General features: G+C 32.3%; 13 protein-coding genes. 1 reads left to right on the top strand and 12 read right to left on the bottom strand.

All coding sequences use genetic code 11. From position 1 onward, the window contains the following. Position 1: 1 nt before the first annotated feature. The 11 genes from AC1EUY_RS08065 to AC1EUY_RS08015 form a co-directional block, all read right to left on the bottom strand. Complete coding sequence (locus AC1EUY_RS08065; protein WP_480195008.1) at positions 2–430, bottom strand: hypothetical protein; 429 nt, start codon at positions 428–430, stop codon at positions 2–4. Continuing rightward, on the bottom strand, positions 414–1,319 hold the full coding sequence (locus tag AC1EUY_RS08060; protein ID WP_480195007.1) for an MBL fold metallo-hydrolase: 906 nt from the start codon (positions 1,317–1,319) through the stop codon (positions 414–416). Before AC1EUY_RS08060 ends, AC1EUY_RS08065 begins: the two co-directional genes overlap by 17 nt. Positions 1,320–1,370: 51 nt before the next feature. After that, the gene (locus AC1EUY_RS08055; protein WP_480195006.1) at positions 1,371–1,655 is read right to left on the bottom strand and encodes a 4a-hydroxytetrahydrobiopterin dehydratase; all 285 of its coding nucleotides are present in this window, start codon (positions 1,653–1,655) and stop codon (positions 1,371–1,373) included. 172 nt (positions 1,656–1,827) lie between these two features. Next, complete coding sequence (gcvT, locus tag AC1EUY_RS08050) at positions 1,828–2,910, bottom strand: glycine cleavage system aminomethyltransferase GcvT (protein WP_480195005.1); 1,083 nt, start codon at positions 2,908–2,910, stop codon at positions 1,828–1,830. Positions 2,911–2,943: 33 nt separating this feature from the next. Beyond that, the gene (gene thrC / locus AC1EUY_RS08045) at positions 2,944–4,230 is read right to left on the bottom strand and encodes a threonine synthase (protein WP_480195004.1); all 1,287 of its coding nucleotides are present in this window, start codon (positions 4,228–4,230) and stop codon (positions 2,944–2,946) included. Between the two features lie 2 nt (positions 4,231–4,232). Next, complete coding sequence (locus AC1EUY_RS08040) at positions 4,233–5,162, bottom strand: homoserine kinase (protein WP_480195003.1); 930 nt, start codon at positions 5,160–5,162, stop codon at positions 4,233–4,235. A gap of 2 nt (positions 5,163–5,164) precedes the next feature. Beyond that, positions 5,165–7,606, bottom strand: a complete 2,442-nt coding sequence (gene thrA, locus AC1EUY_RS08035) for a bifunctional aspartate kinase/homoserine dehydrogenase I (RefSeq protein WP_480195002.1) — start codon at positions 7,604–7,606, stop codon at positions 5,165–5,167. Between the two features lie 278 nt (positions 7,607–7,884). After that, positions 7,885–10,149, bottom strand: coding sequence for a type IA DNA topoisomerase (locus tag AC1EUY_RS08030; protein ID WP_480195001.1), 2,265 nt, complete (start codon positions 10,147–10,149; stop codon positions 7,885–7,887). 279 nt (positions 10,150–10,428) lie between these two features. Further along, positions 10,429–10,749 carry a DUF4870 domain-containing protein gene (locus AC1EUY_RS08025; RefSeq protein ID WP_480195000.1) on the bottom strand — a complete coding sequence of 107 codons (321 nt, stop codon included), beginning with the start codon at positions 10,747–10,749 and terminating at the stop codon, positions 10,429–10,431. Between the two features lie 41 nt (positions 10,750–10,790). Beyond that, positions 10,791–12,047, bottom strand: coding sequence for a dihydroorotase (locus AC1EUY_RS08020; RefSeq protein ID WP_480194999.1), 1,257 nt, complete (start codon positions 12,045–12,047; stop codon positions 10,791–10,793). Further along, a complete protein-coding gene (locus tag AC1EUY_RS08015) occupies positions 12,044–13,981 on the bottom strand; it encodes a BatA domain-containing protein (protein ID WP_480194998.1) in 1,938 nt (645 codons plus the stop codon). Before AC1EUY_RS08015 ends, AC1EUY_RS08020 begins: the two co-directional genes overlap by 4 nt. Before the next feature lie 115 nt (positions 13,982–14,096). Between AC1EUY_RS08015 and AC1EUY_RS08010 the strand changes: the two genes are divergently transcribed. Continuing rightward, on the top strand, positions 14,097–14,588 hold the full coding sequence (locus tag AC1EUY_RS08010) for a hypothetical protein (protein ID WP_480194997.1): 492 nt from the start codon (positions 14,097–14,099) through the stop codon (positions 14,586–14,588). On the opposite strand, the gene AC1EUY_RS08005 is transcribed toward AC1EUY_RS08010, so the two are convergent. Continuing rightward, positions 14,585–15,403, bottom strand: a complete 819-nt coding sequence (locus AC1EUY_RS08005; protein ID WP_480194996.1) for a sterol desaturase family protein — start codon at positions 15,401–15,403, stop codon at positions 14,585–14,587. The genes AC1EUY_RS08010 and AC1EUY_RS08005 overlap by 4 nt on opposite strands. Positions 15,404–15,421 lie beyond the last annotated feature (18 nt).

Here is a 15,421-nt window from a genome sequence, read left to right as displayed (position 1 = left end):
TTTATTTTAAGTATAAAATATATAAACCTAATCTTACCCTTAACTTTGATTGGCCTTCTACAATATTACTGACCGACAATATCTCGTTGTGATCTTTGTCGTAAAAGAGAATTGTATTGTAAACAGGGTAATCCTTACCATACAAATACATTTCTTTAGTTTGGGAATTTTCATTAGAAGGGAAATGTAAATTCAATTGTCGATCATCAGTAAATTCGAACTGATAATTTTCAAAATCTGGAGTATCAAAACTCTGTGAAGGTATTCCACAAATATAACTTGAGAATATGTAATTTTCAACCTCCCATTTTTCTTCAAGATTAAAATCAATAAGATTTGGTAATCTGATTCTAGCAGTAGGTTTCTTGGTTTCGTATTTGTAAGAACAGAATACTAACTTATTTTTCGTGAAATTATTTTTTATCAGCAATCAAACTTCTGTAATAAGTTTTTCGTATTACATCTGGTTTTATAAACCAATCACCATACTTTAAATCATCATATTTTTTAGTTAAAGAAGTATTATTAGTTACCTCTTCTTCGGTTTTTCCTGCTTTAATTTCCTTTGATATAATTAATTTTAGATCTTCTAAAACGGCTAGATATTCTTGCAATTCTTTTTTGTTAGATACATTGAGATGACCTGGTATAATTTTCGTTTCATCATCTATTAAGTTAATCGCATATTTAATAGCTTTGAGATAACCATTTACAGATCCTCCTGAGTCAAGATCAATAAAAGGATATTTACCTTGAAAGTAAGTATCACCTGTATGTAACACATTACTTTTACTAAAATAAATCATTGCGTCACCATCGGTATGTGCATTGTGCACATGAAATACTAGAATATCTTCTCCGTTTAAATGAAATTTCAAACTATTTTCAAAAGTAACTATCGGTAGTGCTGTTTTAGGCGATGGAGGTGTTTTACGATTCCACATGGTACTGAATTGTTCTGTACTCATTCGCTTTCTTACATTTTCATGTGCTACAATAATGGTACCCGCTTTTTTCATATTTTCATTTCCACCCGTGTGATCTCCATGCCAATGTGTATTAATTAAAAATTTGACTGGTTTATCAGTTAGCGTTTTTATTTCTGTTAAAATTTTCTCTGTTAATGGTGCAAATTGATCATCTATCATAAAGACACCGTCTTCACCAATTGAAATACCAATATTACCACCAGATCCTGTTAGCATATAAATGCTATCTGCAACTTTATGGCTTTTAATAGTTATTTCTTTGTTTTGAGATACTGTAATAATTGGAACTACTAGCAGTATTGAATAAAATAAAGTTTTAAAGTTTTTCATTGTGTTAAGTTTAATAGTAAGACGAAAACGAACAGACTTGATTACAGATGTTTAATTAGAAATAATCCTTTCAATAGTTTCTAATAATTTAAAGTCTTTTTCAGTAACACCTCCTGCGTCATGCGTAGAAAGTCTAATCGCTAATTTATTATATACATTACTCCACTCAGGATGATGATTTTGCTCCTCAACTTCAAAAGCAATACGACTCATGATAGAAAAACAATCTCTAAAACTTTCGAACTCTAGTGTCGTTTCTAATCCGTTATCGTAATAATCCCAATCTGGAAATTGTTGTAGCTTTTCTTGTATCTGCTCTTCTGTTAACTTGCTCATGGTTATAAATTTTTTAAGATATAGATTTCTCATAGTTCTTTTAGAACTCATTCGAAATGAGACTATTCTTTTCTATGTCGTTTTGAGAAAAGCGGGAAATCTATTTTATAAAAATACAAAAAAGCGAAGCAGTATCATTTAACACTTCGCTTTATAATTATTTTTTAAAATTTTATGCTTTGTAGAATGGTAGTTTTACTACAGTAGCAGGTATCGCATTTTTACGAATCTGAATATTGATACTACTACCTACATCTGTAAAAACAGTTGGTACATACCCTAAGCCTATTCCTTTTTTTAGTGATGGGCTCATCGTTCCAGAAGTCACTTCACCTATTTTTTTACCATTGTTATCTACAATGTCATAGCCTTGACGGGGAATACCTCTATCGTTCAGCTCAAAAGCAATTAGCTTTCTATCTGTGCCATGCTCTTTTTGTTTTTTTAATGCCTCATGGTTTGTAAATTCTTTTGTGAATTTAGTGATCCATCCTAAGCCAGCCTCAATAGGTGAGGTAGTATCATTAATATCATTTCCATAGAGACAAAAACCCATTTCTAAACGTAGTGTATCACGTGCAGCTAAACCAATGGGTTTTATACCATAATTAGCACCTGCTTCAAAAACGTTATGCCATACTTTTTCTACATCTTCATTTCTTACATAAATTTCGAATCCGCCAGAACCCGTATAACCTGTAGCAGAGATCATCACATTTTCAACACTTGCAAAATCTGCTACTTGTACCGTATAATATTTCATGTTTTCAAGATCAACGGAAGTCAATGATTGCATGGCTTCAGATGCTTTTGGTCCTTGAATGGCTAAAAGAGAATATTGTTCAGACACGTCTATCATTTCTGCACCTACATCGTTCTTAGATTGTAGCCAATCCCAATCCTTTTTAATATTAGAAGCATTTACAACCAATACATATTTATCTTCTTGTAAACGATATATAATGAGATCATCAACTATGCCACCATTATCATTGGGCATACAACTATATTGTGCTTTTCCGTCATATAATTTTGATGCATCATTAGAGCATGTTTTTTGAATCAACGCTAAGGCATTGGGTCCTGAAATTACAAATTCACCCATATGCGAAACATCAAAAACACCAACACCGTTTCTAACAGTTTCGTGTTCTATGTTTACACCTTCGTATTGTACAGGCATATTATAACCAGCGAAAGGAACCATTTTGGCATCTAGTGACTCATGAACATGAGTTAAGGCAGTATTTTTCATGTAGTTTTGAATTTAGCTGAGCAAAATTACAGATTAATTGTTGAGTAAAAAAGATTTTAAATCGCGATAATTTGAAATTTTTATAGACTTTTTTTCCTTATTCATAATCGATTTAATTTGTTTAGGAATTTCTATACTAACCTCTAAGGTAGCTTGAACCACATCTAAAAACTTTACAGGATGTGCCGTTTCTAGAAAGATCCCATAGGTGTCTTCTGGCAAGCCATACTCTTTTAGCCCAAGATAACCTACGGCTCCGTGTGGATCAGCAATATAACCTGAAGTACTATAGATTTTTTTCATGGTTTTCTTAGTTGCACTATCCGTAAAGGAAAACGAAGAAAAATGGTTCTTTATCGTATCAAAATTGTTTTGGTAAAGTTCTTGAATTCTGATAAAATTACTAGGATTACCTACATCCATTGCATTCGATATTGTTGCTTTAGATGATTTAGGCTCATACGTACCATTTTCTAAATAACGAGGTACAGTATCATTAATATTTGTAGCAGCTACAACATGTTTTACAGGCAATCCTAACTTTTGTGCCATAATACCAGCGCAAATATTTCCAAAATTCCCACTGGGTACAGAAAATATAATTTCTTTGTTAAGCTTTTGCACTTGCTTATACGCAAAGAAAAAGTAAAACATTTGCGGTAACCAGCGTGCAACATTTATAGAATTTGCAGAAGTAAGTGTTTTCGCAATTTCAGCATCGAGAAAAGCTGTTTTTACCATGTCTTGACAATCATCAAATACGCCATCTACTTCTAAAGCTGTTATATTTTTCCCTAAAGTAGTTAACTGTTTTTCTTGTATATTACTTACTTTATCACTGGGGTACAGAATTACTACATCAACACCTTTAACACCCAAAAACCCATTTGCCACAGCACCTCCTGTATCTCCTGAAGTAGCAACCAACACCGTAACTTTATCATTACTTTCTTTATTAAAATATCCTAAACACCTTGCCATAAAGCGTGCACCTACATCTTTAAAGGCCATGGTTGGGCCATGAAATAATTCTAACGTGTAAATATTTTCTTCAATTTTTACTAGCGGGAAATCAAAATTGACTGTCTCTTTAATAATTTGCTGTAAAATTATTTCAGGTATTTCGTCACCTACAAATTGTTTAATTACTTCAAACGCGATTTGCTCGTTGCTGTATTTGGTAATGTTTTCTATAAATGAGTCTGGTAACGGTGATATTGACTCTGGAAAATATAGCCCTTTATCTGGTGCCAAACCATTTACAACTGCCTCTTGAAAACTTACTGTTTTTGATTTATGATTAAGACTGTAATAATTCATTTTTAGTGATTGTCTGTTATCTTAATACCTTGTTTATTAATTTTTGAGCTAAAAATAGTATAGTTTATTCCTTTATCACTAAACGATTTTTGCATAGCATCATGTACGTTATTCATTTGATCTTCTCCTTTACAAATGGCAAATATAGAAGGGCCAGAACCCGAAATTCCAGCTCCTAAAGCACCAGCTTCTATAGCTGATTTTTTAACCAGATCGAAATGCGGTATCAGTTTTTTTCTTGCTGGCTCTACAATAATATCTTGAAGTGAATTAGCAATTAACTTGTAGTTTGAAGTATGCAATCCGCTAATTAAACCTGCGACATTTGCCCATTGTGTGACCGCATCTTTTAACGAAACATCTTTTGGTAATACATTACGAGCATCCTTAGTTTTTACTTCTATTTCTGGGTGTAAAATCACCAATCGTAATTCTTCGGGTACAGGTATTTTAACGATCTCTAAAGGAGCATAACTCCTTATTAATACAAATCCGCCATAAATAGCTGCAGCAACGTTATCTGCTATCTGTGAACCGCAAGCTGCTTCTTCACCCAACATAGCAAATTGCGTTAATTCTAAATTGGAGTAGGGGTTACCCAATAATTTATTTATACCAAATGCCGCACCTGCGGCACTGGCTGCACTACTGCCCAAACCACTACCAGGTTTATAGTTTTTATGTATTTCTATAGCTACCCCAAAATCAATTGTATGATTTGCAAGTATTGCTTGTGCAACAACACCAGCAGCATTCTTATTGATACTATAGGGTAATTCTGCACCAGTGATCGTATTAATTTTTACACCTTTTTCTTGTGTTTTAGCAAACAGCATTGTATCACCTAAATTATCTAATGCAAGCCCTAACACATCGAATCCGCAAGAAACATTTGCAACTGTGGCAGGTGAAAATATTTTAATCTCTTGCATATTTAGTTATTTACTGTTCTGATTATATCAGCAAATAATCCTGAAGCCGTCACATCAGCTCCCGCACCAGCACCTTTTATAATCATGGGTTGTTCAGAATATCTATTCGTGTAGAACATTACTATATTATCTTTTCCTTCTAGATTATAGAACGGATGCCCTTGTGGTATTTCTTCTAATCCAACACTGGCTTTACCGTCTTTTAATTTAGCTACATATTTTAACTGTGCTTTATTCGTTTTCGCTTTCAAATATAATTTTTGAAAATGACTTTCACTCTCTTTCAACGATATATAAAAATCTTTTACGGTAGTAGCCGATAGATTTTTTTTAGTTAAAAATGATGTATTCTCAATGTCTTCTAATTCAAGCTGTAATCCACTTTCTCTTGCTAATATTAATATTTTTCTAGCGACATCTACACCACTTAAATCAATTCTAGGGTCTGGTTCTGTATAACCTTCTTCTTGCGCAAATTTTACCACATCATGAAATGTATTTTGATCATTGAATTTATTAAAAATAAAGTTCAAGCTCCCAGATAAAACTGCATGAATGGATTTAATATGATCACCCGATGCTATTAAATTATGTAGTGTATCGATAACAGGCAGACCGGCACCTACATTGGTTTCAAATAAGAAAGGGACATTGTACTTTTTAGATAATTTCTGAAGTAAATTATACTTTTCTAACTTGTTAGAACATGCAATTTTGTTACAGGCGACTACTGCAATATTATGAGATAAATATTCTTGATAGATTTCTGCTACTTCACTATTTGCTGTGATATCAACAAAAACACTGTTTCGTAAATTTAGTTCTTTTACTTTTTTACAAAAAGCATTAATAGCTGCTTTTTCACCAGTTACTAGTTTTTCTTGCCAGTTCGCAAGTGAAATTCCAGTTGAATCAAATAATTGATTCTTAGAGTTTGATAGCCCAACAACTCTAAGGTTTAGATTGAGTTGTTTATTAAGATATTCTTTTTGATTTTGAATTTGCTCTAATAATTTGCTACCAACATTACCAACACCTGTGATAAAAAGATGTATTTGTTTTAAATCGCCTTGAAAGAAGTGTTCATGTAAACTATTAAGTGCCTTCTTAGTATCTTTTTGAGTAATAACAGCAGAAATATTATTTTCTGAGGCTCCTTGTGCGATCGCTCTTACATTTACATTATTCTTTCCTAGTGTACTAAACATTCTACCACTTACACCTTGATGGCTCTTCATCTGATCACCAACTACTGCTATAATTGCTAAGTTTTTTTCTATAACTAATGGATCAACAGTATTTTTAGTTATTTCAAACTCAAAAATAGTATCGATAGCTATTTTAGCTTTTTCAGCATCAACATCATCGATGGCAATACAAATTGAGTGTTCAGATGAAGCTTGGGTAATTAATTTTACATTAATCGAATTTAAAGCTAAGGCTTCAAATAGTCTTTTTGAAATTCCAGGTACACCTATCATACCAGATCCTTTCAAGGTGATGATGGCTATATTTTCTATATGACTTATACCTTTTACAGGATTTTTATATTTACTATCGACTGTAGAAATTAAAGTACCTTGTTCATTCGGTGCAAAGGTGTTTTTAATTTGAATTGGGATTTTATCTATTACTGGTTGTATGGTAGGAGGGTAGATAACTTTGGCACCAAAATGAGATAGTTCCATAGCTTCTTGATATGAAATTTCTTCAATTGCTCTTGCCTGTTTCACAAGTTTAGGATTTGCTGTAAACATACCACTAACGTCTGTCCATATCTCTAGTACATCTGCAGTAAGTGCGTTGGCAAAAATCGCGGCCGTATAATCAGAACCTCCTCTACCTAAGACGACGGTTTCACCTTGCTTGTTAGCAGCTACAAAACCTGGAACTATGATAACATCTGAAGAAGAATTTTTAAATGCCGAACTGATATTGATATTCGTACTTTTAAAATCAACAAGAGCATTAAAATAATTCTCATTTGCTACGATCAGTTCTCTAGTATCTATACGTTCAACATTAATATCATTGGTTTTCATAGCTTCACATATCACATACGAAGAGATCAATTCACCAAAACTCACAATTTTAGCTTCTGCTTTTGGCGTTATTTCTTCTATAAGTGCAATACCTTGATAGAGTTGTTCTAAATTTTCAAGCTCTGAAAGTAAATACTTAAAGATCTTATTTTTGGCCTTTTTATTTGGTATTAATTCGTTAATTACTTCAAGATGTCTATCGACTATTTCAGAGCTTACATCTTTAAAGGTCTTCTTATTCTCGATAATACTCGTAATACCCTCAAGTAATGCATTTGTAACACCCGAAAATGCAGATACCACAACTACTTGTCTTTGACTATTGCTTTTTACGATATTTATGACTGATGTAATACTCTTGGCAGAACCTACTGAAGTGCCTCCAAACTTTAAAACTTTCATTTAAAATGAATTAGAGATTGTTTAAATTTTTAAAAATATAACTAGTGCTGATGTATAAAATAATATTAACCCCGAAGGGTGATAATGAACATAGAGAACATTGAAGTAGAAAGAAGATGACGAATAGACTTCATTATATCATTTTATACAGTAACAAAAGTAGAAAGTTATTTTAGGAATATACTTTTAGAAGCACTTTTTTTAACAAAAAGATTTCATTTTTATAAAATTAGAAGAAAATGGTAAGTAGAATTACAGAAAAACTATTTTATTTTCATTTAAATAGAAGAAATGTAATTTTTCAAATCCTTTATGTTCGCAGAAGTAGTAAAGGGAACTAAAAAATCACATCCAGCCTTAAATTGAGAGCATCCGAAGGCAGTGTTACCTTTTATTAGTGTCCCTTTTTTACATTTTGGGCAAGTTATTGGTGTCAATGCGTTTTTAATACGCACTGCTTTAGGCTCTAGTTTTATGTGATAATTTGCATCCAATCGAAGCAAAGCGGTTATCTTTTCACCTTTAACAACAAACCCTTTCAAGTTCGTTGTACTTCCTTTTTCTAATAAACGCTTTAATTGATTTTCCGACACTTTCTTTTCTGCAACTATAAACGGAATTTTAAAATCACAACCTTCTTTAAATTGACTGCAACCATACGCAGTAGAACCTTTAAGTAATGCACCTTTGTTACATTTAGGGCATGGGCTACCAAGTAAGGTCTTTTTATCTTTAGTTGTCTTTTTTGTAAGTTGTTTCGATTTATTGTTTTCTGAAAATAATTTTACATTTTTTTTGCTTGTGCGCACCTCATACACAAGCTGATCTACCATTTTTTTCATTTCATTTATAAAAGTTACGGCATGGTATTCACCGCGTTCAATTTCTTTCAAGCGTTTTTCCCATAAACCTGTTAGTTCAGGTGACTTTAATAATTCATTATCTATCAGGCTTATAAGATCAATCCCCGTTTGTGTTGGAAGAATTAATTTTTTCTCGCGTGTAATATATTTTCTTTTAAATAAGGTTTCAATGATACTTGCTCGCGTTGAAGGACGACCTATACCATTTTCTTTCATGAGCTCTCGCATTTCGTCATCATCTACCTGTTTACCCGCTGTTTCCATAGCGCGTAGCAAAGAAGCTTCTGTATAATTACGAGGAGGTTTCGTTTCTTTTTCTAAAAAGGAAGGCTCATGTGGCCCTTTTTCTCCTTTTTCAAAAGTGGGGAGTAAATATGGTGTTGTTTTCGTATCATCCGCTTTAGCGAACACTATGCGCCAGCCTTGGCTTACAATTTCTTTTCCGGTGGTTTTAAAGGATACATCTGCCGCTTTACCTATCACCGTAGTATTTGAAACATCGCTATCTGGATAAAAAACAGCTATAAATCTTCTAACAATCGTATCGTACACCTGTTGCTGATTGTACTGTAATGTTGTTTGAATTCCAGTTGGAATAATAGCGTGATGATCTGTGACCTTTTTATCATTAAATACTTTGGTTGATTTTCTAATCTTCTTACCTAACAGCGGTTGTGTTAACGAACGATAATTTGTTAATTTACTTAAGATCCCAGAAACTTTAGGATATATATCGTTAGATAAAAAAGTAGTGTCAACCCTAGGATAGGTAACTACCTTCATTTCATATAATTTCTGAACAATTTTAAGTGTTTCGTCGGCTGAAAAGCTAAATTTAGTATTACAATAGACTTGTAAACCTGTCAAATCGAATAGCTTCGGTGCGTACTCTTTACCTTTCTTTTTAGTCACTGAAGTGATTTCAAAATCACTTTCTTTTACCTTATCTGCAAAAGCTTGCCCTTCTTCTTTTTTTAGAAAACGTCCTTCTTCACAGTTAAAAATAGTATCTCTGTAGGTAGTTTGTAATTCCCAATAAGGTTGTGGTGTAAACTCATTAATTTCTTTATAGCGCGTTACCAACATGGCTAGGGTAGGTGTCTGTACTCTACCAATAGAAAGTACTTGTTTATAACCACCATACTTTACCGTATAAAGTCGTGTAGCATTCAGGCCTAATAACCAATCACCAATCGCTCGTGAATAGCCTGCATAGTATAAGTTATTGTAATGTTCAGCATTTTTCAGATTGTTAAAACCATCTCTAATGGCTTCTTCGGTAAGGGAAGAGATCCAGAGGCGTTGTACGCGACCTTTATAATGTGTCTGGTCTAGTACCCAACGTTGTATGAGTTCACCTTCTTGACCTGCATCACCACAATTTATAATGATGTCAGCCTTATCGAATAGCGATTTGATAATTTTAAATTGTTTCTTTATACCACTATTATCAGAAATTTTTACACCAAATTTATCAGGTAACATGGGTAAATTATTAAGATCCCAACTTTTCCAATAAGGTTTATAATCTTTAGGTTCAAGAAGTGTACATAAGTGACCAAAAGTATAAGTAACTGCATAGCCATTACCTTCGAAATATCCGTCTCTTTTTGTAGTAGCTCCTAAAATTTGAGCTATTTCTCTTGCAACACTAGGTTTTTCGGCAATACAAACTTTCATTTAGATTATAAACAATTTGAATGCCGAAAATAGTAAAACATTCGATAATCTAAATTGTATTTTTTTGGAGTTCCGCTTATCAGTTTGTGTATGATTGGTTGCGGGATGGTTCGTAAGAAACATTCCTCTATTGGCTAAGATAATTAATGCGAATGAATTTCCGGTTAAGAAATTCCGTAGCAATTAATTATACACGTCTTTGTTAGTAACAAGTTTTTCTAAAATTTGTAATATTCATTCAAAAAGAGTAGGCTATTTTCATATAAATAATAAATTAGTTTATATTTTTTTAAACCAATCTTGAAATTGTGCTCCTAATACTGGTATTAATTTTTCTTCACGTTGCACTGCTCCGATGAGACCCATTACTAAAAGTACAAGACCAAAAATATCGATCACCCAACTTAATGTACCGCTAAACCTACCTATAATGGCGGCAACAACGAAAATCAAAAAAATACCTAGTGCTTGTCTAATGTGAAATGAAGCAAACGTATTTTTCTTATCGTTATTCATAACAATTGCTATAACTGTACCTATAATTGTTATATAGCTAATAATAGCCATGGTTCTTCCTTCTTCTACTGTAACATTTTCCATTTTTTAGTGTTTAGGTTAATTTATGTAAAGTTAAAAAATATTTAATTCAATATTAGTTTATTATTTGCGATACTACCATATACTTTTCCATTTAATTTTTTATCTAAAAATACAGCATTTTTTGACGTTGATACAATATGGTTTTTAGTAAACGTATATTCGAAATCTGGATTAAATAGCGTTAGGTTTGCTTTTTCTCCTTTTTTTATAGTAATCTCTGAAAGCCCAAATCGTTTTCGAGGATTTTTAGAAAGGCATTTCACAATGGTATTCAAATCTAACACGCTATTAATAGTGCCGAAAATACTTTCTAAACCTATGGTGCCATCTAATGCATTTTCATACTCTAGTTTTTTATTTTCTATATCTATAGGGTTATGATCTGAAGTAATCATATCTATGGTGCCATTCTTTACACCTTTTAGTAACGCTTTAACATCATTACTCGTACGAAGTGGTGGTGCCACTTTTACATTCGTATCAAAGGTCTCTAATTCGTCATCTGTTAAAACCAGATGATGTGCTGCAACACTGCAGGTTACGTCTAAACCTTTCTTTTTTGCATCTCGAATGAGTTTTACAGAACCTGCTGCTGTAATAGTAGGTATATGTAATTTACCGCCTGTATATTCTAATATAAATAGATCTCTAGCAATTTGTAATTCTTCAGCTAAAGTAGGATTTCCTTTTAGCCCTAATCGCGTACTGTTATAACCTTCGTTAGCAATTCCTCTATTTACAATGCTAGTATCTTGTGGAAAGCTTAAGACAAGTCCATCAAAATTCTGAGCATAAAGCAGCGCAATTTTCATCAAATTGGCATTTTGTACTGCGCTGTTATAATCCGCGAAAGCGATAGCACCAGAATTATACATATCAAATAATTCTGCCAGCTCTTTACCTTTTGAGGCTTTGGTGAGACTTGCAATAGGGTATAGGTTAACCAAATGATTAGTAGCCATGCTTTTTACAAATTCTACTAAAGATTTCGTATCAATAAACGGATTACAATTCGAATTGAGCCCAACTGCCGTAAAACCACTTTTGGCTGCCACTTTTAATCCGTTTTTTATCGTTTCTCTTTCTTCATATCCTGGTTCACCAAAGGAAACACTTGTGTCAAACCAACCCGTTGACACATGCAAGTTTTCTTCTTTTATAACTCGATATTTATGAGGGTTTGTAATAGTATTCGCAATACTTGTAATGACACCATTCTCTAGTAAAATATCTTTTTTGAGTTGATGATGGGTGCTACTTTCATCAATTATAATGGCCGATTTTAATAAGACATTCATGATTTTAGAAATTTAAGTAAAAGTATTTCTATAAGTAAAAATATAGCTGTAGCGATTAAAAAGTAGTGCCACAAGCTATTGGTTTTATATTCATTATTTATTTCTGTAAATGCATCTTTAACATTTGTGTATATAGATACATTATTATTTTCTTCTGCCAATGCAGACATATCGCTATAGGTGAGATCACTTTCTTCTCTATTGTAATTAAAGGCTAAGTTCTTTATGTTTTCTTCTTTATTCTTTAACTGATAGATTCCACTTTTTAAAGGTTGCTCATGTAGGCTTAGCATAACCGATGTAGTACCTATTTGTTGTAATGGAATAAAGTTGGTTTCGTTATTAGTAATCTGCAAAATATCATCTTTTTCAAGTTGTGCTTTTACCTCTATTTCATTTTGATTGCCAATCGTATAGTTTAGCGCAGAATGTTTGTAACTTAATTTGCCGAAATTGTAAAAAACAGGTACAATTAAAGGAGAGTTTTTAAAATTTGAATTCTCTTTGCTAATTGCTGAAGCAAATACATACATAGCACCGCCCTGTGAATTAATCTGCGATACAAAAGGGGTTTCATTTTCGAAATTTAAAATTGCTGAACTATTCCGTAAAGTAAGTTTGTAATAACTCTTTACATTTGGATATTGAAAATTTTTAACCTGTCGTTCAAAAACATTTTTTAGAATAGGGTGATTGAATTTAATATCAGTAACAGCCAATTCATCTGTAATTTTTTCACCAATACCGCCGATAGCTAAATTAGAAAATAAGGTGTTATAGTTTTGCACTTTTAAGGAAGGTATAATTACCAAACTACCACCATTATTTACATAAGATCGTAAACTGTTTGTTAATGAGCCTGAAATATTTTCTATTTCATTTAATACAATTAAATTTTGATTATTAAGCTTGCTGTAATCTACTTGATTTGGCTTATAACTCACAAAGTTAAACTCGTCATTGGTGTAGATTTTGTTGAGAAAGGCATTGTCATTACCAATAGCAGCAACATTTATTTTATCTTCTTTATTGATAGTGAAATATAACTCGTTATCAAATGAAAGTTCTGTGTCATCGATTGTTAAGCGACCATGAAAAGTTTTATTTGCTGGAATACTAAATTCAACAGTTTGCGTAGTATTATCTTTAAAAGATACACTTGATTTACCTTGTAGAATGGTGTTATTATATAAAGAAACTGTTACAGTATTATTTGAATTATTATAATTCTTTACGATGGTTTTTATAAGTATATGTTCATTATTCTGATCTGAAATATACACACTATCTAAACTTACATTACTTGTTTTTACTGGAGAAAGCCTAACAAAATGATAAGAATTTATACTATCGACTTTAACACTGTCAACATTTTGAAAATCAGATAATAACAATACTTCATTTAAAGTGTTTTTATTTTTTGAAGTATTGTTTTTTATTTTAAAAAGAATCGTGTTTAAATCTTGTTTTAATGGATGGTAGTCTAGAGTTAATAAGGCTCTTTTTAGATCTTCCTGGGTAAGATTTTTTAAGAATTTTTCATTGGTTATTAGATTAATATTTTCACCTTTCTGATAAATCTCTAGAATATCTTGAACAGCTCTTTTTAATAATTCACCCTTATTTCCTTTAGCCTGCATACTAAAAGAATTATCTAAATAGATATACGTTTGCTTGGCGATGTTCTTTTTTTGTTTGCTAAAAAAAGGTTGTGCAAATGCAAAAACCAAAGCAGCCAATACCAGCAAACGAGCACATAAAATCAAGAATTTTTTAAGTTTTGAACTTTTGCGCGTGTTTTTTTCTACTTGTTTTAGAAATTTTACATTGGTAAAAGGTACTTTCTGAAAACGACGAAGCTGAAATAAATGAACAATAATTGGGATGAGTAGCAAAAATAAAGCGTAAAGAATCTCGGGGTGCTTAAATTGCATTGTTCAAATTGATTTGTCAAAAGTAAGAATTTAAATTATACTATGAAACGTAAAATAAGGTATTGATTGCGTAAGGATTTTATAACTTATTAGTCAAATTATAAAATACTCGATTATGAGAAATTCTGTTTACGTCATATTTCTATGTTGCCTGTTTATTTTTTCTACTAAAGCTACTGCTCAAAACATGGGTAATGAAAAGCTAGGAAAGATATTATATGTATTGGCAGATAGTGTGCAAGGAGCTGAGGGTAATTGGCAATTTATGATGAATAAGCGACTGTTTCTATGTATTACAGATGCAAAAAACAATAGGATGCGTATCATGTCACCCATTGTAGAAAAAAGTAAATTGCTACAACCAGATTTTGAAACCTTAATGGAGGCGAATTTTCATACAGCGTTAGATGTAAAATATGCAATTGCTGATGACCTATTGTGGTCAGTTTTTATACATCCTTTAAAAGAACTCAGTAAGAATCAAGTGATTGATGCCATTAATCAGGTATATGCAGCTGCCTATACCTATGGAGATACCTATAGTAGTACTGGTTTAGTGTTTCCGGCACGACCGAAAGAGAAAGAAAAAAAATTACAGAAACTCTAGTAGTCAGTTTTAATACTTTTATCAAATGGTATTTTAAATTGATAGGCTATATCTTCATCACGAGCGTTATCAACCACATCTAGACCATATTTTACTTTTCTCGGATCGTCATAAACTAACGTTCCGAACATTCTATCCCATAAAGAAAATATATTACCAAAGTTCGTATCTGTCCAAGGTCTTTCGAAGTGGTGGTGAAACTTATGCATGTTGGGCGTTATGAATACATAACTAAGCGGTTTATCTATCCAAACAGGCATATTAATATTTGCATGCGAAAAGTAGGTAAAGAATATTGTACTGATGCGATATACCATATAAAAAGCAAATGGAGCTCCGATTAAGATAACTGTAATTAAAGCAAATAATTCTCTAAACACATAATCACCTGGGTGATGTCTTGTACCTGTTGTGGCATCGACTTTGGTGTCACTATGGTGAATCATATGAAATCGCCACATAAAACTTACCTTGTGTAAAAGATAATGAACAACATATTGCGCCATAAAATCAAAAAACATTACCGCAATAATCAATTCGACCCAGATAGGTAAATCAACTAGATACAGCAATCCGAATTCATGGGTCGCTATATAACCAAATATGCCTACTGTTGCAATTCCGAAAAGTACATTAATTACCATTGTACATAGTAAAAAAACAATGTTTACACCTGCATGTCTCCATTTTTTATAACCAAACTTTATTAAAGGTACTACACCTTCAAAAAGCCAGCTTACCGACAGGCAAGCTACTATCCATAAGAGTTTTTGTAGTGTAGTTAGTTCTTCAAAAAAAGTCAAAAAAGCTTCCATACATAGGTGTTTTTTAGC

It is taken from the genome of Maritimimonas sp. 2210JD6-3, from assembly GCF_056591795.1.
This window is presented reverse-complemented; position numbering and strand designations above follow the sequence as displayed.